The following is a 26,160-nucleotide window of genomic DNA, read 5'->3' as shown; positions in this document are numbered from 1 at the left end:
CGAACATGTGACCATTTCAGTAACGTTCCCGTCTGATCTAGTGGCCTCATCCGATACAAAGCGACGCAATCACGCGGTCAGGTTATGCTCAGGCAGTCAAGCGGTATAACTACCATTATGAGGAGTGCAGCTGCTGCACTCCTCATACCTGTATCACATCCATATTGTCAACAGACATCGTCTCCTGCCCTTCATTAGTACATATAGCACGTGTTAAGTCTGTCCACTTGGTTATGCTTGAATGACGTTATGACTTGACTTCGCTTCCAAAAATCGCTTGATCTGATCCATATGATGATGGTCATGATACTTAAAGTCATCTATGTAACTATCTACTGAAAGCTTGCCGCTTCCATGCTCGATCGGATATTCCTCATCAGGGATACGATGGAGCGCTGCTATAATATCCGCTCTATTTTGGATCGTCAATTCGAGTAATGCATCCTTGGATACGGTTTTGCTGTATTCACTCGCCTCGCGATTAAACTGTTCAAAATCAACCTTTTTAAGTGTTAATGGTTCATGTTGAGCGATACGTAATACTGCACCTTCGTAAAAAAATCGGTCCCATAACGCTATATGGCCTATAATTTCACATGGAGACCATTTTCCTTCTTGCAAAGGAGTAGACCAAGTCGTTTCGTCTAGAGGCTTTAATGATTCCACAAATGAAATGAGTTCCTTCATAATAGAAATCTTCTCTTGTTTCGTAGTCATCGTATTCATCCCCCCATGTTGGCTTACTCTTTCTCGCTTTTAGACTTCTATGTATAGGAATTCGATAAACCTCCATACCTTCCTTGTCTTACAACTCTACCACTTCTCACTTCTTTCTATTTTATACTTCCCTAGGATCTGACATCAATGACTAAACAAATACCACTAATTATCGGATCTCGGAAGGACTGCGTCCAGTATACTGCTTGAATTGACGACTGAAGAAAAAAATATCGCGATAACCGAGCGCATCCGCCACCTCTGTCACATTCATTCCAGCATGATGCAGCAAATGTTCTGCTCGTTCAATTCGCGAACGAATAATATAACTTTGGACAGACATACCAATCAACTCTTTAAATTTCACTGAAAAATAACGCGGCGACAAATGTGCCCGCGCCGATAAATCTTCAATTCGATGGGTCATGCTCGGATTTTGGCGAATAAAATTGGCGATTTCATGAATGGAAACTGCTAATTGATGGCTTGTATTACGTTCACTTGGCTCCTCCTGATCAGCTCGGAGCAGATAGATCATCATCTGCTTCAGAACAAGCTGTATCTCAATGTCATAGCCATAGGGCTTAGTCATATACAACCGGACAAAGCGAGCAAGCAAATGCTCAAAATCAACCGTCTCGCTTAACTCCCGATAGGCAACAGGCACAAGAGCAACCGGCTCCTCTACATCAAAGTGAATATACGTTAATGTAAGCGGCTTCTGCGGATTATGCGTCGCACTTGTATGATCGCCTGCCCGGAACATAAAGCAGCTCCCTTTGCTCACTTGATAGGGCACGTCATTTAAAATTACTTCCCCTTCGCCACTCCACACGTAAAACAAATCATAATTGGCCATCGGCTTTTCCCGCTTCTGCCACCTCCAATTCGGCTCACATGTAATTTTGGCAATTGCAGGCTTCCAGACGTAAGAAGTCGGCGCGGCATTCAACATGTCGTTGCCTCCTTTATTTATCCATTAACATATTTTTCTGTTGAGACACTGCCCCCCACGCTAAGCGCATACGTTGGCATGCGATTGTCCATGCTTCCTCATCCACATAGGTCAACCCAAATATAGCGCTGACAGGGGCAGCATCACCCTGTATATCGTAGTGTCTCCCATCTTGCCAAACAACACCCCTGCGTGCTGCTTCTTCACAAAAGGTCTGATACATCGCTGACGGCTGCATCCACCGTGCATACAGATGAAGACCTACATCCTCAGCATACCATTTAAACAAATGACTTACATTTTCCTGCATAATCCGGCAATATATTTGTACTTTTCGACGATGTTCCCGATTAATCCGCCTCAGATGACGCTCGTATTCACCACTGTTCATAAAACGTGCAAGCGCAGCGTATTCCACACGTTCATACTCATTATAACTATACAGGCGAAGTGCCGAATGTACAGGTGTCAGCAGGACGTCAGGCACAACCATGTAACCTATACGAAGCTTGGCGCTCAAGGTACGAGTGAAAGAACCCACGTAAATGACTCGACTATGTCGATCCATCGACTGCAAAGGTTCGTAACGTTTGCCGCCAAATCCAAACTCGCTATCATAATCATCCTCGATAATCCACTTTTGCCCGGCCTGGGCCCAACTCAACAGTTCGCCACGAGCATTAACACTCATCGTACGCCCCGTTGGGAAATGTCGATTGGGGGTCACGATTGCTAATCGTACCTCAGAACCATGGAGCAATTCGCTAAGTTGCGATTCCATCTCGACTGCAAAATAAAGAGGATCGCCGCCCGCCGCTCGGACGGCTTCATGAATGCCTCTGTAGCCTGGCGTCTCAATAAGCACAGCGTCACCTTGGCCCGCAAGCAGTTGAACCAGCAGCGTTAAAGCATGCTTGGAGCCATGTGTCAGCACGATACGATCAGGTGAAGCAGACACGCCACGGTGACGCATCAGATGAGCGGCAATGGCTTGCTGCAGCGGATGAAGTCCAGCACTGCCCAATTGGGCCAGTGGTTGCTGCCAATCCATTTCACGGATAGCCAGTCGCAAACATCGCTGCCAGTCCTCCACTGGAAAGCCGTGACTTGAGCTCCAGCCAAGACTAAGATCAATCGTATTCGGTGCAGAAGGATTAAATAAACGATTAGGTACGCTGCCTTCCGCTTGAACAACTCTTTCTGCCCATTCGGACAGCATGACTTCCGGAGCGGCTTGCCCGCTCAATGAAGGCAGCGGCAGCTTCAACATGCGAGCCACTCTAGTATGGCTGCCCTGGGCTGCTTCTGCGTAGCCTTCCGATATAAGGCGATCATACGCTGAGAGGACTGTTCCTCTCGACAATGATAGTTGTTTTGCCACTTCACGGGTTGAAGCTAAAGGAACACCGCTTGTCAATTTGCCTTCTAAGATGTGCTGCCTGATGGAGCGATATAAAGCCTCACCCTTGCCGTATCCGCTTTCTAACCATGTCGTGTATGCAGCTAGGCCGTTCATGAGTTTATCTCCTTCGTACTTGGTCATCATGTAACTGGTACATTCATATTAATCCAAATTGGATCTTATTGCATGATCACTTTTTGCGATATGCTCATAAGCATAAATAAGGTTATAACAATGAAGGAATCAGGGAGGCGGACAAATTGAGACGGGCAGAGTTCGAAGTAGAGGGACAAGAATTAATTAACGATTTTTTGAAAGAGCAACCTTATGGCGTTCTTGGAACGATGGGAGACGACGGTTATCCACGGCTGACGCCAATTATGTACATCCACATGCCAGAGCAGCATGCGTTGTACTTCCATAGCAGTCGTAAAGGAGAGAAAATCGAGCAGTTAAAGCAGCACCCACAGGCTTCCTTTAATGTCTCGGAAATGCACGCTCTCATTCCCTCCCATTTTGTAGACCCCGTATTTGCATGTCCAGCCACCACTTATTTTAGATCTGTGCATATTAGAGGCACGATGTCGATCGTCTCGGATTCGGCTGAGAAAACAAAATTTTTCACAGCATTTATGGAGAAATTGCAGCCTGAAGGCGGTTATGAGCCATTTGACTGGTCCATGTCTGGATATGCCAAACAAGATGCTGCCCTCTTTATTTACAAACTAAATATTGAGGATCTTACAGCCAAATTTAAGTTTGGCCAAAACTTGCCTGAAAAGAAACACCAAATGGTCAAACAAGGATTGGCGGATAGACAGGCTCCTGGCGATGCAGAAACCATCGCATGGATGGAAAAGCTGGACGTTCGACGTTGTCCTTTCTCTTAATACACCTGTAAACACCCGTGAGACAAAAAGAGTTCCTAACAAAGGAACAGATTCCCAAATCACAATGACGAATGATTAAGCTTAATGGTATAATAGGGTGATTAGTTCAATTCAGAATGAAGTTGGAAGGATGGAAAAGATGAACCCACTCGCTCACCAGTTAAACGAAACGATTCGTCAGGAAAATGAACAAATCTTCAGCATGTTGTCCCGCTTGGGTCAACTCATTTACTTTCCTAAGGAAGGCATATTAAGCCAATCCGCGGAGGCAGCAAGCAAAGCCAAGCTGTTTAATGCCACGATTGGTATTGCAATCGAAGACAAAGCTCCGATGCACCTGAAGGTCATCCAAGATCAACTGTCTGCGTTTAACCCGAAGGACATCTATCCATATGCACCTCCTGCAGGCAAGCCTGAGCTCCGGAAGCTGTGGCGAGAGAAAATGTTGAAGGAGAACCCTTCCCTTGTTGGCAAAAATATTAGCAATCCGATCGTAACCAATGCCTTGACACATGGCTTAAGTATTGTGGCAGACCTGTTCGCGGATGATGGTGATGTTGTTATTATGCCAGACAAAAACTGGGAAAATTACGAATTGACGTTTAACATTCGTCGGGGAGCAGAAATGGTTTACTACCCGCTCTACAATGACGAGTGGAAATTTAACAGTGAGGCTTTGCGCGCATCTCTACTGGCAAACCGCGATAAGGGCAAGGCCATTGTCGTGCTGAACTTCCCGAACAATCCGACGGGATATACGCCAGGCAGAGAAGAAGGGGAGAAGATCCTAGCCGTCATCCAGGAAGCAGCAGAAGCCGGCATGAAGCTGGTTGTCGTTACAGATGACGCTTACTTCGGGTTATTCTTTGAGGACTCTGTCCACGAATCACTCTTTGGCGCATTGGCCTCCATTCATCCAAATGTGCTGGCTGTTAAAGTTGACGGTGCAACGAAGGAAGAATACGTATGGGGCTTCCGTGTAGGTTTTATCACCTACGCCTCAACATCAGATTCACTGCTTGCCGCATTGGAGCAGAAGACGATGGGAATTATCCGTTCTACAATCTCAAGCGGCCCGCACCCATCCCAGACATTTGTGCTGCATGCGCTGCAATCGCCTGACTTTGAACCCCAGAAGCAAGAAAAGTTTAACATTATGAAAGGCCGCGCCAATAAAGTGAAGTCCCTGCTTGATAGCGGTAAATACTCAGGCGTATGGACCTACTATCCATTTAACTCCGGATATTTCATGTGTTTGAAGCTGGATCATGTGAATGCTGAGACTCTTCGCCTTCATCTGCTTGACAATTACGGAATCGGCACTATAGCGCTTGGGGATACCGACCTGCGAGTTGCATTCTCCTGTATTGAGGAAGAGAACCTCGAAGAGCTATTTGACAAGATTTATCAGGGTGTACTGGATCTGCAATCCTAAAACTATTCATATATGCATGCCGCGAGGGCCAAAGTTGTCGGATTGAGATCCGCTTCTGAGGCCCTTGGCGCTTTATTCTACATGTCAGTTTGGAGATAAGTTATGACTACGCTCATGTTGCCGCAGGAATCCGCTCACTTACCGATGTATAAGCGGATTTTTGATTATATGAAGTCTGAAATAAGGAATGGACACTGGAAAGCGGGCAGCACGCTGCCGTCCATTCGGAAGTGCGCACTGGAATTACATGTTAATAAAAACACAGTTGATGCAGCATATCAGCTCCTATTGTCAGAGGGGTACATTTATAGCGTTGCAAAAAAGGGATACATTGTCGCTTCCATAGTCGAGACGGTATTGTCGGACAGTGACAAACCACTATCCGCTTCGAGCGTCACAGCCCAAGAAATAATAGATTTTAAGTATGGCAATATTGAGCTGCGTCACTTCCCAATCTCCGTCTGGAATCGCCTGAGAAACCGGCTTTTCAAACAATTTTCCGAGCAATATGAGGTTGTGGGCGATCCTTACGGTGAAGCGGCTTTGCGAAGCGAGATTATAAAATTAGTACACAGTGGAAGAGGTATCCACGTCCGTGAAGATCAGGTCATTATTGGATCGACTCCGCAACAGCTAGTGACGGTTTTGGCTCAATTGCTCGACAAGGAACAAATTCGACTAGGTGTCGAGAACCCAGGGTATGATGGGGCACGACTTGTATTTCATAATATGGGCTACGATGTTACAGGCATCCCGCTGTTAGAGGACGGAATTGATCTGGTTCATGTTGAACGCTCAGGTGTTAATGCACTTTACGTAAGCTCATCGCAGCAGTTTACCAGCAAGCTGGTTCTGCCGCTCCACAAGCGCATGCAATTAGCAGAATGGGCATCCGCTCACGAAGACCGTTGGCTAATCGAAGACGATTATGAATGGGAGTATCGGTATTCGGAAACGCCGCTTCCTTCCATTTGCAGCATGGGGAGCTCTCACCATATCATCTACATCGGCTCCTTATCCAAATCTATTATACCGCTATGTCACATCAGTTATATGATCGTCCCAGACTCAGTCATCGAGCTCATGGATAACAGACTCTCAGAATACGATCAACCCGTATCAAGACTGGATCAGCTGACATTAGCAGCATTTCTGGCAGAAGGGTGCTGGCACAAACATGTTGCTCGGTTGCGAAAATATTACGAGCGGAAGATGAATCATCTGCAGCAAGCCATTCTCACTTATATGGGAGATTCCGTCTCTATTCAAGGCAAGGATATGGGTATGCACGTTTTTTTGGAAGTTCATCTCGATTGTACAGAAGAAGAGTTGCTCGCACAGGCACATGCCGCAGGCGTACGTGTGTATGGGACATCCAGATACTGGACAGATACAACTAAGCGCTGGCCTGTAGTGCTGCTTGGTGTTGGTTCTTTAGATGAAGAGCAGATGGTTGCTGGTGTAAAGCTGCTCGCGTACAGCTGGTTCTCTTCACATTAAGCACATCCTGTCTTGTCCCATTTCATTGAAGAAGATCTGTACCTTTCTGACTTACGATAAAAGTCCTACACTAGAGAGGTACACATCAAACACGAGGTGAGCACTTTGAATTTCATTTTTGATATCGACGGTACGATCTGCTTTAAAGGCGAGCCTGTCTCCCAGCTAATACAAGAGGAGCTGCTTAAGCTGAGAGAACAAGGTCACGTTGTCGGCTTTGCATCAGCTAGGCCTTGCCGAGACATGCTGCCTGTACTAGACAAACGATTACATGATTGCTTAATGATCGGTGCTAATGGTGCAATGACTTATTATAATCACGAGTTAGTACAGCTTAATTTTATTCCACAATCCATCTTAGAGCAGCTGATCAGCATGAGCAGCAAGCATAAAGCTTCTTACTTGATTGATTTGGCGTGGGACTACCATTATGCGGGTGATCGAAGCCATCCCTTTTTAGCCAAAGTAGATCCAAGCGGCCTCGCTGCCAGTGTTAACTTAACTACAGAGACCAAAGCTGCTAAATTCCTCGTTACAAGCTGTATGGATGCAGCAGCGCTTCAGCAAGATCTTGCAGCGTTACCGATTACTATTCATCACCATTCAGATGAGGAGATCGTAGATATTACTGCTGAGTCTGTAGACAAGATGGTTGCACTACGACAATTTGGCATACAGGAAGGTCAATTCATATGCTTTGGTAACGATACGAATGATCTCCCCATGTTCTGCCACGCCGCGTACTCCGTCATGATTGGCGATCACCCTGGGCTCCAGAAAATCGCATCGGAACAAATTAGAATGGGATCAGACACCGAGGATCAGATCCTCACCGCGTTGTCCAGATTCAGCACGGAAGCAGCTACTTCGCACTAAGCGAACTAGCTGCTTTTCTTTTCCATGCCACATGCGTAAGTAGTTTTATGAAATAGCTGTATAGTGCTTAATCGTTCGATCCAACGTCAGTTGCTTCTGCTCGCTCCAGACTGAGCTAATCTCAAATGTGCCTGGTTCAAAAAATAACAAAAACCTGCTTTTAAACCAATCCTGCATAGGAAGTTCTAGTGCTTGTTCGCGATCAATCCATATTAATTCGCCTTCTGGCGGATGCTCTAGCAGCTCGCCTTCATGGGATGTGGACAAATAATTAAAAACCATATATCGAAGCCCTGTATCCGGATCACAAAATTCCGCTAGCCCTTTATATTGAATCTGCTTGACGATAAGCCCCGTCTCCTCATACACTTCGCGAATCGCACCATTCACGATGCTTTCGGGAAAATCTACCTTGCCACCTGGAGCAATGTAACCTGGAAAACCTCGCTTGTCCGGCCTGTTCAGTAGCAGTACTTTGTCTCCGTCTGCTATCATGCACATCGTGTAAAGTTGGTGTGTAATATCTGTTGACATGTCATTCATCTCCATATTTAACTCATACTCTCTATATCCATGTGGTCTTTCTATAAATATCATACTTTACCGCGAAATGACCCCCATATTCCATTATTATCTTAGAATTAAAAAGCTGCGTTTGCAATCGTTCTAATCACTCTTTGCAGCACTTGTGTCCTAGTTGAGCGAGGCAGAGATAGTCGTCCATGCTGCGCACAGCCCTACCTATGAATACATAGAATATTGCTGTAATCGGTATTGCAGGTTTGTTAGGCTAACATACCTGTTGTTTAAAAATAAACACAAAATTTACAATCCATGACGAAAGGAAGGATGCTCATGCAGCATGATAGGCCACAATGTTACTCGATATTTCCGCCTCAAAGCTGCAATTCCATATTTCCTCCACCACCTCACCCACCACCAATTATAGGGCCAACTGGCCCTACTGGGCCCACAGGAGCAACGGGGATTACAGGAAATACAGGGGCTACTGGGGCAACAGGACCAGTTGGTCCTGCAGGTCCAAGGGGAGTTACTGGAGCTACCGGTGACACTGGCGCTACTGGAGTCACTGGAGCTACCGGGGCTACTGGAACCACCGGCGCTACTGGCGTGACCGGAGCTACCGGTGCCACGGGCGCTACTGGAGCCACCGGGGCTACTGGAGCTACTGGAGCTACTGGAGCTACTGGAGCTACCGGCCCTACTGGGGCTACCGGGAACACGGGTGCTGCTGGAGCCACTGGCGCTACTGGGGCCACCGGTGCTACTGGGGATGCTGGAGCCACCGGCGCTACCGGCGCTACCGGGGCTACTGGCGCTACCGGTGCTACTGGGGCTACTGGGGCCACTGGGGCTACCGGGGCTACTGGCGTTACTGGTGCTACTGGCAACACGGGCGCTACTGGCGTGACCGGTGCTACTGGCGCTACTGGAGCCACTGGGGCCACTGGGGCTACCGGGGCTACTGGAACCACGGGCGCTACCGGCGTGACCGGAGCTACTGGGGCCACGGGCGCTACTGGCGTGACCGGAGCTACCGGTGCCACGGGCGCTACTGGGGCTACCGGGGCTACTGGAGCCACCGGCGCTACTGGCGTGACCGGAGCTACCGGGGCCACGGGCGCTACTGGGGCTACTGGAGCCACCGGGGCTACTGGAGCCACCGGCGCTACTGGCGTGACCGGAGCTACCGGGGCCACGGGCGCTACTGGGGCTACTGGGGCTACTGGCGTGACCGGAGCTACTGGGGCCACGGGCGCTACCGGGGCCACCGGCGCTACTGGCGCTACTGGCGCTACTGGCGCTACTGGTGCTACTGGTGCTACCGGGGCTACTGGTGCTACCGGGGCTACTGGAGCCACCGGCGCTACTGGCGTGACCGGAGCCACCGGGGCTACTGGCGCTACTGGGGCCACAGGCGCGACCGGCGCTACCGGCGCCACTGGAGTCACTGGAGTCACTGGAGCTACCGGCGCTACCGGAGCCACCGGCGCTACTGGCGCTACTGGAGCCACAGGCGCGACCGGCGCTACTGGAGCCACGGGCGACACTGGCGCTACCGGGGCTACTGGCGCTACCGGGGCTACTGGGGCTACCGGCGACACTGGAGCTACCGGAGTTACTGGCGCTACTGGGGCTACTGGTCCTACTGGTGCCACCGGCGCTACCGGAGCCACTGGAGCCACGGGCGCTACCGGTTCTACTGGTGCCACTGGGGCTACTGGGGCTACTGGCGCTACCGGCGACACTGGGGCCACGGGCGCCACCGGAGCTACTGGTGCTACCGGGGCTACCGGTGCCACGGGTGCCACTGGAGCCACTGGGGCCACCGGCGCTACCGGCACTACCGGAGCCACAGGTGCTACTGGGGCTACTGGAGCCACCGGTGCTACGGGTGTTACTGGAGCCACCGGAGTTACTGGAGCCACTGGCGCTACTGGAGCCACCGGCGCTACTGGGGCTACGGGTGCTACTGGCGCTACTGGTGCTACCGGCGATACTGGAGCTACTGGGGCCACCGGGGCTACCGGCGACACGGGTGCTACTGGTGTGACGGGCGACACTGGAGCCACTGGAGCCACTGGTGCCACGGGCGCTACCGGCGCTACTGGTGCTACTGGAGCCACCGGCGCTACTGGCGTGACCGGAGCTACTGGGGCCACGGGCGCTACCGGTTCTACCGGTTCTACTGGTGCCACTGGGGCTACTGGCGCTACGGGCGCTACCGGGAACACGGGTGCTGCTGGAGCCACTGGCGCTACTGGAGTCACTGGAGCTACCGGGGCTACTGGAACCACTGGCGCTACTGGAGTCACTGGAGCTACTGGAGCTACTGGAGCTACTGGTGCTACTGGTGCTACTGGTGACACTGGCGCTATCGGTGCCACGGGCGCTACTGGAGCTACTGGAGCTACTGGTGCTACTGGTGCTACTGGTGACACTGGCGCTACTGGAGCCACCGGCGCTACCGGTGACACTGGGACCACCGGCTCTACTGGTGCTACTGGAGCTACCGGTGCTACTGGGGCCACCGGCGCTACTGGAGCTACCGGCGCTACTGGCCCTACTGGCCCTACTGGCCCTACTGGTGCCACGGGCAACACTGGTGCCACCGGCGACACTGGTGCCACGGGCGACACTGGTGCCACGGGCGACACTGGTGCCACGGGCGCTACTGGTACCACCGGCGCTACAGGTGCCACGGGCGCTACTGGGGCTACCGGCGCTACTGGCGCTACTGGTGCCACTGGTGCTACTGGGGCTACGGGCGCCACCGGTGCTACCGGCGCTACCGGCGCTACCGGCGCTACTGGTGCCACGGGCGCTACTGGTGCTACCGGAGCCACAGGTGCTACCGGCGCTACTGGCGCTACTGGTGCTACCGGCGCTACTGGCGCTACTGGTGCCACCGGCGCTACAGGTGCCACGGGCGCTACTGGTGCTACCGGCGCTACTGGCGCTACTGGCGACACTGGAGCTACTGGCGCTACCGGAGCCACTGGGGCTACTGGAGTCACTGGAGCCACCGGCGCTACTGGCGCTACCGGAGCTACCGGCGCTACTGGGGCTACTGGGGCTACCGGCGACACGGGTGCTACCGGCCCTACTGGAGTCACCGGTGCTACTGGCGCTACTGGCGCCACCGGGGCTACTGGAGCCACGGGTGCTACTGGCGCTACCAGTGCTACAGGCGCTACCGGTGCTACGGGCGCTACCGGTGCTACCGGAGCCACTGGCCCTACCGGCGCTACTGGCCCTACTGGGGCCACCGGTGCTACGGGCGCTACCGGAGCCACTGGGGCTACTGGAGTCACTGGAGCCACTGGCCCTACTGGTACTACTGGCGCTACTGGCGCTACCGGGGCTACTGGTGCCACCGGCGCTACTGGTATCACCGGCGAGACTGGCGCCACCGGAGCTACTGGCGCTACTGGCCCTACTGGTGCCACCGGTGCTACGGGCGCTACCGGAGCCACTGGGGCTACTGGAGTCACTGGAGCCACTGGCCCTACTGGTGCTACCGGTGACACGGGCGCTACTGGAGCTACTGGAGCCACTGGCCCTACTGGTGCTACCGGTGACACGGGCGCTACTGGAGCTACTGGAGCTACTGGTGCTACCGGGGCTACTGGAGCCACAGGCGCTACCGGCGCTACTGGCTCCACTGGGGCTACCGGGGCTACTGGAGCCACGGGCAACACTGGCGCTACCGGCGCTACTGGCCCTACAGGTGCCACCGGGGCTACCGGCGCTACCGGCGACACTGGAGCTACCGGTGCTACTGGAGCCACTGGCGCTACCGGCCCTACAGGTGCCACCGGTGCTACCGGCGCTACTGGTGCTACCGGAGCCACCGGCCCTACTGGTGCTACCGGCGCTACTGGCCCTACTGGTGCCACCGGCGCTACTGGCCCTACTGGTGCCACCGGCGCTACTGGCCCTACTGGTGCCACCGGCGTTACTGGCCCTACTGGTGCCACCGGCGTTACTGGCGCCACCGGCTCCACTGGGGCTACCGGGGCTACTGGGGCCACCGGGGCTACGGGCGCTACTGGTACCAGTACAACAGCTACTTCTGCATTTGCTGCCAATACAACTGGTGCGGTTATTGCTGTTATTCTCGGCGGCACAAATATCGCCCTGCCTAACGCGCAGAGCATTGGTCCAGGTATTACTGTGAATGGAGCCAACACCGTGTTTACAGTAGCAGTAGGAGGAAGATACTATATCACCTACCAAATCAACTTAACAGCTGCATTATTAGTCAGTTCACGTCTCCTTATTAACGGTGCTGCCAACCTTGCTTCAACAATTACTCCAGTACTATCTCTATCTTCATTTAACAACGATATTATCGTTCCACTCACAGCTAATTCCACCATCTCATTACAACTATTTGGACTGCTGGGCGCAGCCACACTGCTAGGCGGCAGTGCCGGAGCTGCATTAACAATAATCCAATTAAGCAATTAAGCAATTAAGCTAGCTAAGTATTATTATTTCATTTTTAAAAAGCTCACCTTTATTCATGAATATGAACAAATAAATACACGTTTTCAGCCATGAAGAGCACCTCGTCCCTCGCTTTCTAATGGGGCGAGGTGCTTTGATCATCATGCAAATAAGCTCACCTTATCCTTACGGACTGGTGAGCTTATTCATTGCTATCGCATGCTCAAGTGTTATGAGCCCTTAATCCTCATCGTCATCCTGTTTCCGGTGTTTGGCCTTATTTTGCAATCGGAATAAAAAAATAAACACAGCAGACAAAACGGATACTGACAAACGGTAGCCAGTGGAAGTCATACCCGTCCATACGGGAACAAGGAGCAGCAGTGCAGCGATCGTCTGAATTTCAGTACTGAGATGTAATACCGCATTTGTTCGAGCTTCTTTTTCCAGCGGGTACAGCTGTCTCCATACATCATGCCGGTGCATTTGATACAACGCGTTGCATTGTGCACTAATCGCTGTCAGGAACAACAGTATTAATAGCCCATTCCACATCGTATTCCTTGTCCACCAAAGCAATAGTAGACCAATCGCCATAAGGCGCAAAATGATCCCTAACAACTCACTTCGTAAAAATGTCTTCGTCAGTAAGTAACGATAAGCTTGATCCCGTCTAAACGCAAAACGGTTGCCTAACCGATCCAGCCAAGGCCTCGCGAATCTTCGCTCATTCATCGTAGGTAGATCCACAAATCCACTTAAAAAAGTATACACTCGGTTCACGTGAACCCGTTCTGCCTCCATATGGGCTTCCCATGGAAAGCGTAAAGCTGGGATACGACGTGCACAAATAACATACATAATTCCTGCAGCCCCTGTAACGATGCCCGCCAAAGACACATCCAGCCACAGCCAACACGCAGTTGCCCCCCATGCCCATATATATCGGGCTGTACGCATGATGAATCGCCAACGCATATCTGAAATATGACGTTCTACCCAAGACCCATACAAAGCAACCAGCTTCAATACCATCAGCACGAGAAGCATAACAACAAATGACTTGGGCTCAGGGTCTGCACGATGGTAAAGCGGCCATAACACAGCCCAGCCCATCATAAGAAACAGCATTCGAGGAAACAAGCTGTAACGAAGGCTCTTCCGCAGATAAGTCCCCAATTTATGTTCCTGACGAAGGAGGAACACCAAGTCTGCCGGAACCAAAAACGTTCTTAACGTCATGTAGGCAACAAGAGGTGACATCAGCACCCATGCTAACTCCCTTACTGGAAACTGCGGCGGGATATGTTCAATAAAGGAAGCGTATAATGCAATTCCGGCGACAATGCCAAAAACAAGCACCATGCCAAGGCCACTCTGTACGACATAACGCAGGTAAGGTGCTATTTCCCCCCAGAACGTGCTAACTCGTTTCGCCCACAGATTTTCAGGTGTCAACAGCCGCTTTATGTTCGATTCTGGTGAAGACTGGCGGCTAGCCTCTACTCGTGCCATGACAGACCCCCGTCACTGTCCAAGCCTTCGTTCCCTACCCATGCATAAAATACGTCTTCTAGTCGATCAGTCGCCTGCACATGGCCACCACGTTGAAGCAATTGCTCCTTAAGCTCCTCTGCTGTTCCGGACGCCAAGACTTTGCCTTGATGGAGAAGTACAAAACGATCACAATAATGCTCAATCGTCGATAAAATATGGGAGCTGACTAGCAGCGAGGCCCCTTCCTGCTTCATCTGGCTCATAAATTGAAGCAGCGAACGAATACCAAGTGGGTCAAGCCCAAGAAAGGGTTCATCGATAATATACAAAGGAGGCCGCACAGCAAAGGCACACATCAACATTGTCTTCTGCTTCATCCCCTTGGATAAGTGCTGGGCCGCTTTATCCAGATGTGACGTCATATGAAACAACTTGGCCAGGTGCTCTACCCGCTTCTTAAAATCATCCTCATCCACTCCATAAGCAGTCGCGCTCCAGACAAGATGCTCTCGTACCGTGAGTGCTTCATATAACAGTGGTGATTCTGGCACATAAGCTATCCCTGATCGATACTCCTCTGGTTGTTCCGCCAGTGTCATCCCTTGGAGCGTGACTTTGCCCTTTTGCGGCTCCATTAACCCTAAAATATGCTTCATTGTTGTACTTTTCCCTGCACCGTTTAAACCAATCAAGCCAACCATCTCTCCTGGATTCACAGTAAAATTTACATCATGCAGCACAGGCTTGCCTATGCTGTATCCTCCAGTAAGATGATGTACATTTAATAAAGGATTCATCTTCCATTCACCTCTCTTCTGTATTATAGCGAACCAATGGCGAGGAAGCGAACGCTAACATTTATGGTTCCTTAATATTGGCACGCGCGTACTGCCATGAGGAACAGTCTGGTCATCCGCCAACCATGTATGACAGCATGAATTGAAGAGCATATTAGGTGCAGGGTGATGCAGATGAACATAACAAGAATCATGGAATGGGACATTTGGGTTGGTGCAATTGTCATCTTTGCAGGTCCATATGGGATGTATCTGCTGATGCAGTGGCTAAAACAATTGAAACGTCAGTCAGGAATGCCATACAACCAAGCTGCTAATTTATATAACAACAGCAATCAACATTCAACATTGGATTCATCCGCTGACGATTCGTCTTCAAATCAGACAAATGCCGACTATGAGCGGCACAATCCCGCTATAAGCAGCTTTCTGCATCAAAATGTCGACTATGTTTGTAACCAATTGGGCCATAGCAGTGACTTAACCATCAGATATTTGACGTTATGTGACAACAGTTCCCGTAATAGCGCTGTCTTGTTTATTAATGGCTTAGTTGATGAAAAAATGATCAGCGACTTTATTATTTCTCCTATCATGCAGAACCGAGATTCTATCAGCTCAATCCTGTCAAAGCAGCCGGAACAATTGCTGTCCACGCTGCACGAGTCTTATATACCGATATGCAAAGGAGAACTTTCTCCTAACTCCGAGGATGTTGTATCCAAGCTTCTTAGTGGTTCAGTCGCTTTGCTTGTTGATGGGGTAACAGAGACACTCGTTATGGATGTGAAAACTAGCAATGGCAGAAACAGTGAGGAACCGATTTCCGAACCGTTGGTCAGAGGACCGCGTATCGGTTTCGTGGAGTCTATTGGGGATAACATCTCTATGCTTCGAATTCGTGCGGCAGATCGAAATTTGACCATTCAACCATATGAATTAGGAGCTCGGATCAAGACTCAGGCCGCCCTTATATACATAAGAGACCTGGCTAATGCTGAATTAGTGGCGGAAGTGGATCGGCGTATACGAGCGATTGATATCGATGATCTGCCAGAATCGGGTTATTTGGAACAGCTCATTGAGGACGACTTCTTGTCCCCCTTTCCACAAATGCAAAACACGGAAAGGCCAGATCGAGTCATTGCGGCGCTGCTGGAAGGCAGGATAGCCATTCTACTGGATGGAACGCCTTTTGTACTTCTTGCACCTGTGACATTTAGTATGCTGCTGCAGTCCCCGGAAGATTATTACGAGCGCTGGCTGCCTAGTACCCTTATTCGAATGCTGCGATATCTGGCTGCCTTTATCGCGATGTTCGTGCCGGCTATCTATATATCGTTTGTTTCCTTTCATCACGGCATGATCCCAACCAAACTGGCAGTGTCCATGGCGGGGACCAGAGAAGGAGTACCTTTCCCCCCTATTGTTGAGGCGCTGTTGATGGAAATATCCATAGAAATACTACGAGAAGCAGGGTTGCGTCTACCTAAACCTGTCGGACAAACAGTGGGTCTTGTGGGCGGGTTAGTCATCGGCCAGGCAGCTGTTGAAGCGCGTATTGTCAGTCCAATTATGGTCATCGTGGTCGCTTTGACCGCCATTACCTCTTTTGCCATTCCACATTACGAAGCCGGAATGCCGATTCGAATTTTACGTTTTGTGGCCATGTTTTGTGCGGCAACGTTGGGTCTCTATGGGGTACTGTTATTTTTTATTATGCTGTATACCCACATCGTCCGCCTTCATAGCTTTGGTATTCCTTATGATTCGCCCACAGCTCCGCCTCAAGCTGCTGGTTTGAAAGATTGGAAGGACTTTTTGATCAGAGTTCCTCTGTTCCTATTGAAGAGACGGCCAAGAATGAACCACCCGAAGGATGCTGTGCGCCAAGATCCTAATCCTAAGCCCAAAGGATGATACATGTGAAGACACGGTCCCAGTCCTTGTCCGCGATGCAAATAGCCATACTTCTGGCGAATAACATTTTAGGCACCAGCATCCTTCTGCTGCCAGGCAGTCTCTCATTAGCTATGGATACACCTGATGGATGGCTGTCCATTCTAATTTGTGGATGTCTGGTAATAGGCTGCTGCTACCTGCTGCTCTGGTTTAGCAAACGTTTCCCCGGAATGACGCTATTTGAATGTACGGAGCTTATTATGGGCAGATGGATTGGCAAGTTCATTAACGGGATATTAATAAGTTACTTTATCATATTATGCAGCTATGAGATGCGAATTTTGGCAGAAGTGGTGAACCTGTTCCTGCTCGAGCGAACACCCAAATCAGTTATTATCATCGCCATGATGGCGGTGTCTCTTTATCTACTATTTGCTGGCTTAAATGCGATCACCCGCATGCTGACTTTTATTTTACCGTTAACTCTTTTTGTACTGGCGATTTGTCTTGCACTTAGCTTAAAAGTGTTCGACCTTAACAATTTGCGTCCCGTATTAGGTAAAGGATTTGGACCTGTATTAAAAGGCGTCAAGGAAACGTTTCAATCGTTCCTTGGTATTGAAGCGCTGCTCATCTTACCTGCTTATCTGAAACAATGGAAGAATGCTTATCATGCAGCTTGGGTGGGTGTTGGTATTCCAACGATCGTTTATTTTCTAACAACTGTTATTGTCATCGGCGGGTTGACGTTAGATGGAGCCAAAATAAGCGCTTGGCCAACGATCTCCTTAATCCGTTCCTTTGAATACACAGGCGTTCTCGTTGAACGCTACGATTCTTTTCTCTTGACGGTTTGGATCTTGCAAATATTCACGGTTTATGTCCTCTATCATTTTTTTATGGTAGAAGTATTAAAGACTTTCCTAGCACAGTCTAAACCAACCATTTGGATTTTTGTATCCCTGCCTGTCATTTATATACTAGCTATGCTTCCTAACCATATAGATGACGTCTTTTCTTTGCTGAAATACATCTACATGCTCTATTACTTTATGCTGCTGTTGCCAGTACTGTTGATGCTTGTTAGCTTCTGCAGAAAGGATATTCGATATGGCCGTACATCCTAGTTTAATCAGTAAATGGAAGCTGTTGTTCGCCCTTTTGATCATCATAAATATAAACACCGGCTGTTGGGATAGTCAAAAGATTGAAGACCTCACCTTTTCAATTGGTGCGGGATTCGATCTAGTCACCGAAGAGAATGGCGATCAATCAGCTGCTTCACCACCGTACAAATTGAAGGTCACATACCAGAATCTCATTCCAACCCAGACTAGAGGAAGCTCCAGCGCTGGCGCTAGTACTCCGTCCGAATCCTATCACAACATAACAGCTATAGGTGATTCAATACATGAGTTGACGCGAAGAGTGTCTTTACTAACAAAGCCTGTATCCGGAGAGCACGTAAAAGTAATTGTCATTGGGCGAAAATTAGCCGAAAGGATTGAGATGGAGACGCTGTTAAATTTATTTTTTCGGGATGAGGAATTCCGCGAGAGCTGTCTTATCTTTATCGCTCGCGAGGATGCTGCTCGTACCTTAAGCAGCTCTAAAATAGATATTCCTTCCTATTTAATCAAGTCCATCTCAGATAATCAATACCGCTCCACGAAAATATTGCCAACTTTCACGCTGCAAAAAGCAATTTCCAAGCTGCAAAGCAACTCCAGCTTTATTTTACAGACCATTGATGTTCAAGAGGGCAACATCGTTTTTAGCGGCGGTGGCATTATTGACGGTAACACTCATCTATTAACAAACTTCTTTAGCCCAAAGCACGCGCAAGGCTTGGCATGGATAACAGGGCATAAGCAAGGGGGACTCTTAACGATCCGTAATAAGAACAATCAGACCCAGTTTATATACGAAATATCAAGGATTAAATCTAAAATGAACGCGATTGTTCAAGGAGATAAAATTTCATTTCATATCCATATCCAGTCAACAGGGCGTATTTCTGAAGATTGGCGTAACCTGAAAGTAGATCCCAAACATGCGATACAGCTCGTACGTCAATCGGAAGGACAAATAATATCGGAAGCTAAAACCTATATCCAAGACACTATAAACGAAATGCAAAAGACGAAGGCAGATGTAGCTGATTTCAGTACGACCCTTAGAATTCAGCACCCTCACGTCTGGAATAAAGTAAAACGAGATTGGAACCGTGTATTTTCCACAATCCCGATCACGTACGATATTGCTATTCAGATCGAAGACTATGGACTGGAGAATATGGGGTTAAGTCAAGATTAAACAAATAACCCGCAGGTCGTGGCACCTGGTTTAAGTGCACCTGCGGGCTATTGTTCCTATTCCCTTTATTATCAATTTCATAAATTAAATGGATTTGATGATTGTTACTAATAACACATCCACGAATATTAACTTTTTGCAGGTATAGTGTATTCGATCTCTTTTTAGATCCAGTCATCTTTAACATTATGCTGTCTTCGTTTAAGATACTTCTTGATAAATCGGAACAGCACATATATCACGATCGACAAGAAGTATAGACAATACACCACACCGTATAAGTACAAATAATATATTGAAATACCGCCGTTGTCTTCTCCATCTCGACTCCAACTTGTATTGATCTCAAATTTATTTTCCAGTCTGTTCAATCGTAAATCATTAGGAAAACACAAAAAATCTTCAAGTAAAATATCTTTTCTCCCATATCTGCCTTCTAGGTGTGGAACTTTTGAGGATGTCGTATTCGCGATCCAATATTCCTGTAGCCCACCGGGTAATATCGTCAACTTTTGTATAAATTTAACCTGTACCTCCACAGTTACATCCTCTTTGCAATAGTCTTTATACAACTTGACCAACCCTACTTTAATATCATGCTTCGCTTTATAGTGCAGACCTACTTCCGTGATTAAGGGTAAGCTGATCACTACAAAGATCAATATAAATTTAAATGTTGCACTTTTAAGAAACTTCATGTCTAATTTTTCTCCCTCATAATTCAATAGAGATACTGCTACAATCTGTCGCTATTATGGCGCAGTTTTCTTCGTTTTATCACATTTTTTACTTTATTAACAAAATAAAATACTGCATAAGATACTATAATGATCAAATACATCTCCACATACACAAAAATAATTTCAATCGGAATACCTCCTTTATCATCATGCACCTCCATAAAATTTTCTCTTGGAATAAACCGCTGTAAGTCCTTATCTAGTCTGAACATCTCATTCGAACATCCAAATTCCGAGATTAATATGTTTTTCTTACCATAGTCACCCGAAACAGAAGGAAATCTCTTCGAAGAGGTAACTGCGTAAAACTTGTGCTCCCTATATCCAAACATAAACCCACTCTCTTGGATCAGGTTTGCATTCACCGTAACTTCCACAACTTCATTGCAATACTCTTTATATAATTTTTCCAGACCAATTTTAATTATGTTCTTATTGCTATAATCGACATAGACTTCAAAAATCAAAGGAAGACTGGTAAGTAGCACAAATAACAAAATAAACATTCCTCTTTTAAGATATTTCATCGAATTTCTCCTATAGTTCTTCTTCATGAAAATTATCGATCTTGTACCTTCTCTCTGAACATACAATACCATCCAAAATCTGTATATGAGAACAGATTCCATTTTGAGCAGCACACCTCTATTAATAGAACTGTATTGTATAAGTTCAACAAAACAACACAAATAACCCGCAGGACATAGTACTTAACTTAAGTGCATCCTACGGGTTTATATGAAGCACCATCAGGTGCATCGGTTATAGATTACTTCTTTGGACTGTTCTCAGCAGCATTACGGTGCGTATCCAGCTTCATCTGCAGCTCCTGTTGTATTGCTGCCAATGCTTCATCAATACTTTTCTTATTGGCAACTACATCATCAATAGCTTGTCCCACCAAAGTGCGAATAGTGGTTTCAAAATCTTTGGGTACATCTTTATTTCTAAAATTCCGAATATTTTGTACTAAACTTGGCTTCAGCATGGTAAAGGCTTCCGCACTCTTACCACTACCACCAATTTCTTTTAAGTATGTCGTACGAATCGGAAGGTCACCTAAGTTCTTGGAGGCTGCCTTAGCCATCTCTGGTCCACTCATAAACTTCAAAAATTCCCATGCCAGAGGCTTATTAGGTGAGTCTTGGTTTATGGCATAAATCCCATTAAAGCTAATGTATGGCGACTCATCTGGTCTACTCGGGTTGACAGGCATCGTCACCATGCCCCACTCAAACGGCTTATTATCTTTCTCATATTTGGTCATATTTACAATATTGTAAATAAACCATGAACCTTCCATAGCCATTGCCGCTTTGCCTGACATAAACTCGTTGTTGTTAAAACTCGAGTACCCGCCATTGTTGTTCTGCTCTGGCAGTTTATAGGCTTTGTTCCGTATAGCATCCGTCACCAGTTTAAATGAGTTTTTCCAGCCGTCTGTATGTAGCAGCACTTTCTCATTACGAGAATCCAGTACTTGCAAATTAGTCGATTGAGCCACATCCATCAAAAAATCATAACTTTCTGAAAACTGATTGGCAATCCCATACGTCTGGTCCTCCCCAGAACCTTTATTAAAACGAGCCGCAAGATTCAACAGCTCCTCCCATGACATTTGGTGTTTTGGCAGTTCGACACCTTGCGCCTTAAATAAGTCTGCGTTGTAGTAAACCGCTGAACCATAATAGTAAGGTGTCAGTGCATACAAATTGCCATCTCCGAGCTCGCGGAACATATCGATCACACCTGGCAGCATATCTTTCATATCCACCTGTTCCTGTGCGAGTATCGGATCCAGATTATATAGCTTGCCTTTCTCAGCCAGCTTAGGCAGCTGCTCCTGATCTAACATGATGATATCTGGCTTCTCCTTCTCAACAAATTCCAGCAGCTTCTGATTCGGATCTTTGAATTCCTTATCCTGATTCTCCTCATCCATGGCGTTCATATTAACGACTTCAAAATCAACATTCTGATACTTGATAGAAAAGAAATTACCATAAAATCGGTAAAATAGCTCCTCATCCCAATACATAACTTTTAACTTGCCACCATTCTCTGGCATTTTCTCCAACACTGGCTTCTCACCCATACATCCACTTAATAACACCAAGATCATCATACTTGCCAACAGGACCTTCCAACTCTTATGTAATTGCAACAACTGTAGTTCCTCCTTTATTTTACACCTGAATGGTTATGATCTATCTATTTTCTTTTCTTCCTTTAACTCAATCCATCCTCACACACGACTTTTCTTCAGCTTGAAATGTCAGTTATAGACCCGGCAATGAATCAAATCGTACCACATAAAAACATGAAAATTATGATATTAATAGAAGGTTAAGAACTATTTAAGGATTTCATAAAAGTATTAAGAAATAATGATCTCTCCCCACTCGCTGAACAACATAAAAAAGCCACAATTGCAATTCATGCAATCATGGCTTTTCTTCCTGGTTACTTTTTGGTTGGTTGTTCTGCCGCTTTCTTCTTACTTGCATCCAGCTTGGACTGTAAATCCTGCTGCAGTGCAGCTAACGCCTCATCTACACTCGCTTTGTTACCTACGATATCATCAATAGCTTTCAGTATGGATGTATTGAGGTTGCCGTAGAAGTCCTGCGGAACTTTATTATTTTCAAATGCACGATACATATTAATGGCAGCTGAAGAAGGCTTTAACATCGTAAACGCTTCCGCGCTCTTGCCACTAATTTCTTTAAAGTAGGTCGTGCGGGTTGGTAATTCCCCACTTATCGTCTTGGAGGCAGCCTTAGCCATCTCAGGGCCATTCATAAATTTCAGGAACTCCCATGCCAGACGTTTATTAGGCGAGTCTTGATGGATAGCAAAAATATTATAAAAACTAATGTATGGCGACTCATCTGGCTTGGCCGGATTTACAGGCATCGTCACCATTCCCCATTCAAACGGCTTGAGCTCTTTATTGTTGCCGTATCTGTTCATATTGACAATATTGTTGGCATACCATGAGCTTTCCAAGGCCATCGCGGCTTTGCCCTGCATAAATTCATTTTGATCAGATCCCATATAATTGCCGTTGCTATCTGGTTTTGCCGCTTTATAGGCTTTGTTGCGGATCGCATCCGCTACCAGCTTAAACGAATGTTTCCATCCATCTGAATTCAGCAGTACTTTCTCGCCCCGCGCATCCAATACCTGCAGATTAGAAGCTTGAGCGATGTTCATTAACAGTTGGGAACTGTCTGAGAACTGGTTGGCTATGCCGTACATCTGATCTTCCCCAGATCCTTGATTAAAGCGCGCAGCCAAGTTCAGCAGTTCTTCCCATGACATCTTATGTTTAGGTAGGTCGATCCCTTGCTTCTTAAATAAATCCGCATTATAGTATACAACCTGCGTATAATAGTATGGCGCCATGCCATACAAACCGCCGCCCCCAAGTTCACGGAACATATCAATCATACCTGGCAGCATATCTTTCATGTCCACTTGTTCCTGAGCAATAATCGGGTCCAGATTATATAACTTGCCCTTCTCGACCAATTTTGATATTTGCTCTTGGCTCAACATAATGACATCCGGCTTTTCTTTATCGATAAATTCAAGCAGCCGTTGATCCGGATCTTTTTTCTCATTTTCCTTCTCTTGGTTTTGTTCAAACATGGAATTCATACTAACAACTTCAAAATCAACATTCTGATATTTGATGCTAAAATAGTTGCCAAAAGATCGATAGAATTGCTCCTCGTCCCAATACATCACTTTTAGCTTGCCGCCATTCTCCGGCATTTTCTCCAATACGGACTTCTCACCCATACAACCACTTAATAAGACAATCACCATTATACTCGCTAACAATGCTTTCCAACCCTTATGTAATCGCAACAACTTCTATTCCTCCTTTTCCCACTTATATACCAGTATAAAGAGCTATTTTCCAATATTCAACTACAGAACCGTAATATAGGTATCCTAACTCTAGCATATCTTCACTTTTATCTGATCTGATAGAATGCAACATCCCCAGCTACAACGAGGAATATCATAAATTTGTTATTATATGAACGCACTGTTCTGAATGCCCAATTGGGTAGGTGTATCAAGGGAAGAACAACAAAAAGTCCAGCAATATTTAATTGCGGGAGTAGAGTAGAGTCGGTTATCGATGAAAATTACGGCGAAATGATGAACATCAGGCTTCAAGCTGTTGATACCAACATAAAAAGATGAGTTCAATATCGCACTAAAAAAAGACCTGGCATTCTAACCAGATTAGAATAATTGTCAGATAAACAGATGATGATCTTACAATCACGGAAAGAGGCCTGGTATTTTGGGGGTCAGCTAAACTGACAGATCGACCCTAGCGTGCTACCGACCAAAGATAGAAGCTGTCCTGCTGCTTATCTTTTTCCGCAGCGGACAGCTTCTACACATTTATTCAGGCTTCGGTTGATTTTGCTTTTCCTTCAGCCACTTCGGCGCCCCCTTGTTCTTACGGTCACGGTGACGACCATTGGAGCCTTTGTCCCGAACAACCTTCTCACGCGACGGCTTGTCGGATGTAAAGGATGGCTTGGCAGTACGTGGTTTTGCACGGAGATGGTCTGCTTCCGCTTCCGAAATACGACCATCATAGAAGCTGCGTTCCTTAATGGGAATATGCAACTCACGTTCGAACTTGCGTATAATAAAGCGTTCACGTTCCGTAATGATACTTACCGACACTCCCTGTCGTCCCATACGACCTGTACGTCCCGAACGGTGCACATAATGCTCCGCATTCAGAGCAGGCTGCAGGCTGAACACGTATGGCAGCTCGGGAATATCAAGCCCCCGTGCAGCCACGTCCGTGGCAAGCAGCAGTTGGAACTCGCCCTCGCGAAAGCGACGGAGCACGTTCACTCGCTCTTGCTTCGGGGCATCGCCGTACAGCGAGCCAACGGACAACTGTGTATAACTAAGCTTCGACTCCCATTCGCCAATCATCTGCGAATCGTTCACAAAGACGATAGCCTGCTTCGGCTTCCAATGTCGAACCAATCGGCGCAGCAGGTCGATCTTGTCACGTTCTTCCGTGACAAAGAAGAGATGCTCGATCGAATCAGCAACCCGCTTATCTGGCTCGATGCCGATAGCAACGGGTTCGTGCATCCACTTCTCGGCGAGCCGCTTCACATCTGCCGGCAGCGTAGCAGAGAAGAACAACAACTGGCGGTCGCGTTTCGCACGATTCAGTATAATGTCCGTATCGCTGGCTCCGCCCTTTTGTAAAACATGATCCACTTCGTCCACTACAATTGTGTTCACTTCGTGAATTTTCAACTTCTTCATCTCGACCAGCTCGCGGATTCGTCCAGGCGTTCCCACCACTAATTGCGGACGCAGCTTCAGCTTGTCCACCTGACGATGCAGCGCAGCACCGCCAATTAGCGGCTGCACAATCGTATCGCTGCCCTCCAGAAGCGCCTCCGCTTCACGTACAATCTGCATCGCCAGCTCTTGTGTCGGTGCAATCACGGCAGCCTGCGTTCGTTTCTCATCCGCTTGCAATCTCATAATAAGCGGCAGCAAGTAGGCAAATGTCTTGCCTGTTCCTGTCTGGGATTGTGCCAGCACATCTTTGCCTTGCAGCGCTGCTGGAATCGCTTCTGCCTGAATCGGAGAAGCCGTATGGATATCACGGGCTTGCAGGCGTTCTACCAAGCCCGCGTCAACTTGTAAATCAGTAAATGAAACGGTCACATCACTCTTTCCTCTCTATGAAGCAATACCTGATCGCTTGTCTTCTTCGTCTCATTATAACGAATTCCGACGTTTCCTCCAACTTTCATCTGTTGACCAATTATGTTAGCCTGAACATGTCACTCATCTTAACAAAGGAGTTATAACATGGATAAAATATGGAACGATACAATAAATGAAGCGTTTGAGCAGTTGCTGCTCACCTACAGCGAGCGTTTAACAGGCAAGGACGATGAACAGACCATACAAATGCTTAAAGTATGGGCTACGTTTAGTCATATTCACAAAACAATGCCCCACCTGACTCGCCATTGGAACGAACAGCACCCTGAAGCAAAGGCCGCTATTCGCACAATCTTTGAGCAAGTAAAGTCATTGCATGAGGCCCAGCAGAAGGCTCACCCGACCAACGGAAACACTTAG

At 47.7% G+C, this 26,160-nt stretch carries 20 protein-coding genes; 9 read left to right on the top strand and 11 right to left on the bottom strand.

Annotated features, from left to right (window positions below; translation table 11 throughout):
* Positions 1-231 precede the first annotated feature (231 nt).
* The 3 genes from MH117_RS21825 to pdxR (MH117_RS21815) all read right to left on the bottom strand — a co-directional run bounded on the left by MH117_RS21825 (position 232) and on the right by pdxR (MH117_RS21815) (position 3,188).
* A complete protein-coding gene (locus MH117_RS21825) occupies positions 232-717 on the bottom strand; it encodes a DinB family protein (RefSeq protein WP_239332446.1) in 486 nt (161 codons plus the stop codon).
* 169 nt (positions 718-886) lie between these two features.
* Complete coding sequence (locus tag MH117_RS21820) at positions 887-1,672, bottom strand: helix-turn-helix domain-containing protein (RefSeq protein WP_239332444.1); 786 nt, start codon at positions 1,670-1,672, stop codon at positions 887-889.
* Between the two features lie 13 nt (positions 1,673-1,685).
* The gene (pdxR, locus tag MH117_RS21815) at positions 1,686-3,188 is read right to left on the bottom strand and encodes a MocR-like pyridoxine biosynthesis transcription factor PdxR (RefSeq protein WP_239332442.1); all 1,503 of its coding nucleotides are present in this window, start codon (positions 3,186-3,188) and stop codon (positions 1,686-1,688) included.
* Positions 3,189-3,334: 146 nt separating this feature from the next.
* Between pdxR (MH117_RS21815) and MH117_RS21810 the strand changes: the two genes are divergently transcribed.
* From MH117_RS21810 to MH117_RS21795, 4 genes are all read left to right on the top strand, one after another.
* The gene (locus MH117_RS21810; protein ID WP_239332440.1) at positions 3,335-3,964 is read left to right on the top strand and encodes a pyridoxamine 5'-phosphate oxidase family protein; all 630 of its coding nucleotides are present in this window, start codon (positions 3,335-3,337) and stop codon (positions 3,962-3,964) included.
* Between the two features lie 139 nt (positions 3,965-4,103).
* The gene (locus tag MH117_RS21805) at positions 4,104-5,399 is read left to right on the top strand and encodes an aminotransferase class I/II-fold pyridoxal phosphate-dependent enzyme (RefSeq protein ID WP_239332764.1); all 1,296 of its coding nucleotides are present in this window, start codon (positions 4,104-4,106) and stop codon (positions 5,397-5,399) included.
* 102 nt (positions 5,400-5,501) lie between these two features.
* Positions 5,502-6,899 (top strand): MocR-like pyridoxine biosynthesis transcription factor PdxR, encoded by a 1,398-nt coding sequence (gene pdxR / locus MH117_RS21800; protein ID WP_239332438.1) that lies wholly within the window; start codon positions 5,502-5,504, stop codon positions 6,897-6,899.
* Between the two features lie 105 nt (positions 6,900-7,004).
* A complete protein-coding gene (locus tag MH117_RS21795) occupies positions 7,005-7,775 on the top strand; it encodes an HAD-IIB family hydrolase (RefSeq protein ID WP_239332428.1) in 771 nt (256 codons plus the stop codon).
* Between the two features lie 45 nt (positions 7,776-7,820).
* Here MH117_RS21795 and MH117_RS21790 read toward each other — a convergent pair whose 3' ends face one another.
* Complete coding sequence (locus MH117_RS21790) at positions 7,821-8,318, bottom strand: 8-oxo-dGTP diphosphatase (protein ID WP_239332762.1); 498 nt, start codon at positions 8,316-8,318, stop codon at positions 7,821-7,823.
* Positions 8,319-8,630: 312 nt separating this feature from the next.
* Between MH117_RS21790 and MH117_RS21785 the strand changes: the two genes are divergently transcribed.
* Positions 8,631-12,770, top strand: a complete 4,140-nt coding sequence (locus tag MH117_RS21785) for a collagen-like protein (RefSeq protein ID WP_239332427.1) — start codon at positions 8,631-8,633, stop codon at positions 12,768-12,770.
* A gap of 219 nt (positions 12,771-12,989) precedes the next feature.
* On the opposite strand, the gene MH117_RS21780 is transcribed toward MH117_RS21785, so the two are convergent.
* Together MH117_RS21780 and MH117_RS21775 are read right to left on the bottom strand one after the other, a co-directional pair.
* Positions 12,990-14,264 (bottom strand): ABC transporter permease, encoded by a 1,275-nt coding sequence (locus tag MH117_RS21780; RefSeq protein WP_239332426.1) that lies wholly within the window; start codon positions 14,262-14,264, stop codon positions 12,990-12,992.
* Positions 14,252-15,043 carry an ABC transporter ATP-binding protein gene (locus tag MH117_RS21775; protein WP_239332425.1) on the bottom strand — a complete coding sequence of 264 codons (792 nt, stop codon included), beginning with the start codon at positions 15,041-15,043 and terminating at the stop codon, positions 14,252-14,254. The genes MH117_RS21780 and MH117_RS21775 overlap by 13 nt, the downstream gene beginning before the upstream one ends.
* Positions 15,044-15,337: 294 nt before the next feature.
* Between MH117_RS21775 and MH117_RS21770 the strand changes: the two genes are divergently transcribed.
* Genes MH117_RS21770 through MH117_RS21760 form a run of 3 tightly spaced genes read left to right on the top strand, consistent with a single transcriptional unit; the run spans position 15,338 to position 19,261 of the window.
* Complete coding sequence (locus MH117_RS21770; RefSeq protein WP_481857292.1) at positions 15,338-16,963, top strand: spore germination protein; 1,626 nt, start codon at positions 15,338-15,340, stop codon at positions 16,961-16,963.
* A 5-nt stretch (positions 16,964-16,968) separates the two neighbouring features.
* Positions 16,969-18,072, top strand: coding sequence for a GerAB/ArcD/ProY family transporter (locus MH117_RS21765; protein WP_239332423.1), 1,104 nt, complete (start codon positions 16,969-16,971; stop codon positions 18,070-18,072).
* On the top strand, positions 18,056-19,261 hold the full coding sequence (locus MH117_RS21760) for a Ger(x)C family spore germination protein (RefSeq protein WP_239332422.1): 1,206 nt from the start codon (positions 18,056-18,058) through the stop codon (positions 19,259-19,261). Before MH117_RS21765 ends, MH117_RS21760 begins: the two co-directional genes overlap by 17 nt.
* Positions 19,262-19,425: 164 nt before the next feature.
* On the opposite strand, the gene MH117_RS21755 is transcribed toward MH117_RS21760, so the two are convergent.
* The 5 genes from MH117_RS21755 to MH117_RS21735 all read right to left on the bottom strand — a co-directional run bounded on the left by MH117_RS21755 (position 19,426) and on the right by MH117_RS21735 (position 25,737).
* Positions 19,426-19,959, bottom strand: coding sequence for a hypothetical protein (locus MH117_RS21755; protein ID WP_239332421.1), 534 nt, complete (start codon positions 19,957-19,959; stop codon positions 19,426-19,428).
* A gap of 38 nt (positions 19,960-19,997) precedes the next feature.
* Positions 19,998-20,528 carry a hypothetical protein gene (locus MH117_RS21750; RefSeq protein WP_239332420.1) on the bottom strand — a complete coding sequence of 177 codons (531 nt, stop codon included), beginning with the start codon at positions 20,526-20,528 and terminating at the stop codon, positions 19,998-20,000.
* Between the two features lie 242 nt (positions 20,529-20,770).
* Positions 20,771-22,168: an ABC transporter substrate-binding protein gene (locus tag MH117_RS21745; protein ID WP_239332419.1), complete on the bottom strand. Its 1,398-nt coding sequence runs from the start codon at positions 22,166-22,168 to the stop codon at positions 20,771-20,773.
* Positions 22,169-22,464: 296 nt separating this feature from the next.
* Positions 22,465-23,880 (bottom strand): ABC transporter substrate-binding protein, encoded by a 1,416-nt coding sequence (locus tag MH117_RS21740; RefSeq protein ID WP_239332418.1) that lies wholly within the window; start codon positions 23,878-23,880, stop codon positions 22,465-22,467.
* Positions 23,881-24,429: 549 nt separating this feature from the next.
* Entirely contained in the window at positions 24,430-25,737 is a 1,308-nt protein-coding gene (locus MH117_RS21735) for a DEAD/DEAH box helicase (protein ID WP_239332417.1), read from the bottom strand.
* Positions 25,738-25,884: 147 nt separating this feature from the next.
* Between MH117_RS21735 and MH117_RS21730 the strand changes: the two genes are divergently transcribed.
* Positions 25,885-26,160, top strand: coding sequence for a DUF2573 family protein (locus tag MH117_RS21730; protein WP_239332416.1), 276 nt, complete (start codon positions 25,885-25,887; stop codon positions 26,158-26,160).

The organism is Paenibacillus sp. ACRRX, assembly GCF_022346885.1.
Classification (GTDB): Bacteria; Bacillota; Bacilli; order Paenibacillales; family Paenibacillaceae; genus Paenibacillus_B.
Note: the sequence above shows the minus strand (reverse complement) of the source record. Positions and strands in the feature narration are given on the sequence as shown.

Bases quoted from the DNA above. Each gene is read 5' to 3' on its own strand.
- MH117_RS21770 (WP_481857292.1), top strand. From the start codon at position 15,338: ATGCCATACAACCAAGCTGCTAATTTATATAACAACAGCAATCAACAT.
- MH117_RS21825 (WP_239332446.1), bottom strand. From the start codon at position 717: ATGACTACGAAACAAGAGAAGATTTCTATTATGAAGGAACTCATTTCA.
- MH117_RS21775 (WP_239332425.1), bottom strand. From the start codon at position 15,043: ATGAATCCTTTATTAAATGTACATCATCTTACTGGAGGATACAGCATA.
- MH117_RS21730 (WP_239332416.1), top strand. From the start codon at position 25,885: ATGGATAAAATATGGAACGATACAATAAATGAAGCGTTTGAGCAGTTG.
- pdxR (WP_239332438.1), top strand. From the start codon at position 5,502: ATGACTACGCTCATGTTGCCGCAGGAATCCGCTCACTTACCGATGTAT.
- MH117_RS21755 (WP_239332421.1), bottom strand. From the start codon at position 19,959: ATGAAGTTTCTTAAAAGTGCAACATTTAAATTTATATTGATCTTTGTA.
- MH117_RS21780 (WP_239332426.1), bottom strand. From the start codon at position 14,264: ATGGCACGAGTAGAGGCTAGCCGCCAGTCTTCACCAGAATCGAACATA.
- MH117_RS21820 (WP_239332444.1), bottom strand. From the start codon at position 1,672: ATGTTGAATGCCGCGCCGACTTCTTACGTCTGGAAGCCTGCAATTGCC.
- MH117_RS21760 (WP_239332422.1), top strand. From the start codon at position 18,056: ATGGCCGTACATCCTAGTTTAATCAGTAAATGGAAGCTGTTGTTCGCC.
- MH117_RS21790 (WP_239332762.1), bottom strand. From the start codon at position 8,318: ATGAATGACATGTCAACAGATATTACACACCAACTTTACACGATGTGC.
- pdxR (WP_239332442.1), bottom strand. From the start codon at position 3,188: ATGAACGGCCTAGCTGCATACACGACATGGTTAGAAAGCGGATACGGC.
- MH117_RS21785 (WP_239332427.1), top strand. From the start codon at position 8,631: ATGCAGCATGATAGGCCACAATGTTACTCGATATTTCCGCCTCAAAGC.
- MH117_RS21750 (WP_239332420.1), bottom strand. From the start codon at position 20,528: ATGAAATATCTTAAAAGAGGAATGTTTATTTTGTTATTTGTGCTACTT.
- MH117_RS21805 (WP_239332764.1), top strand. From the start codon at position 4,104: ATGAACCCACTCGCTCACCAGTTAAACGAAACGATTCGTCAGGAAAAT.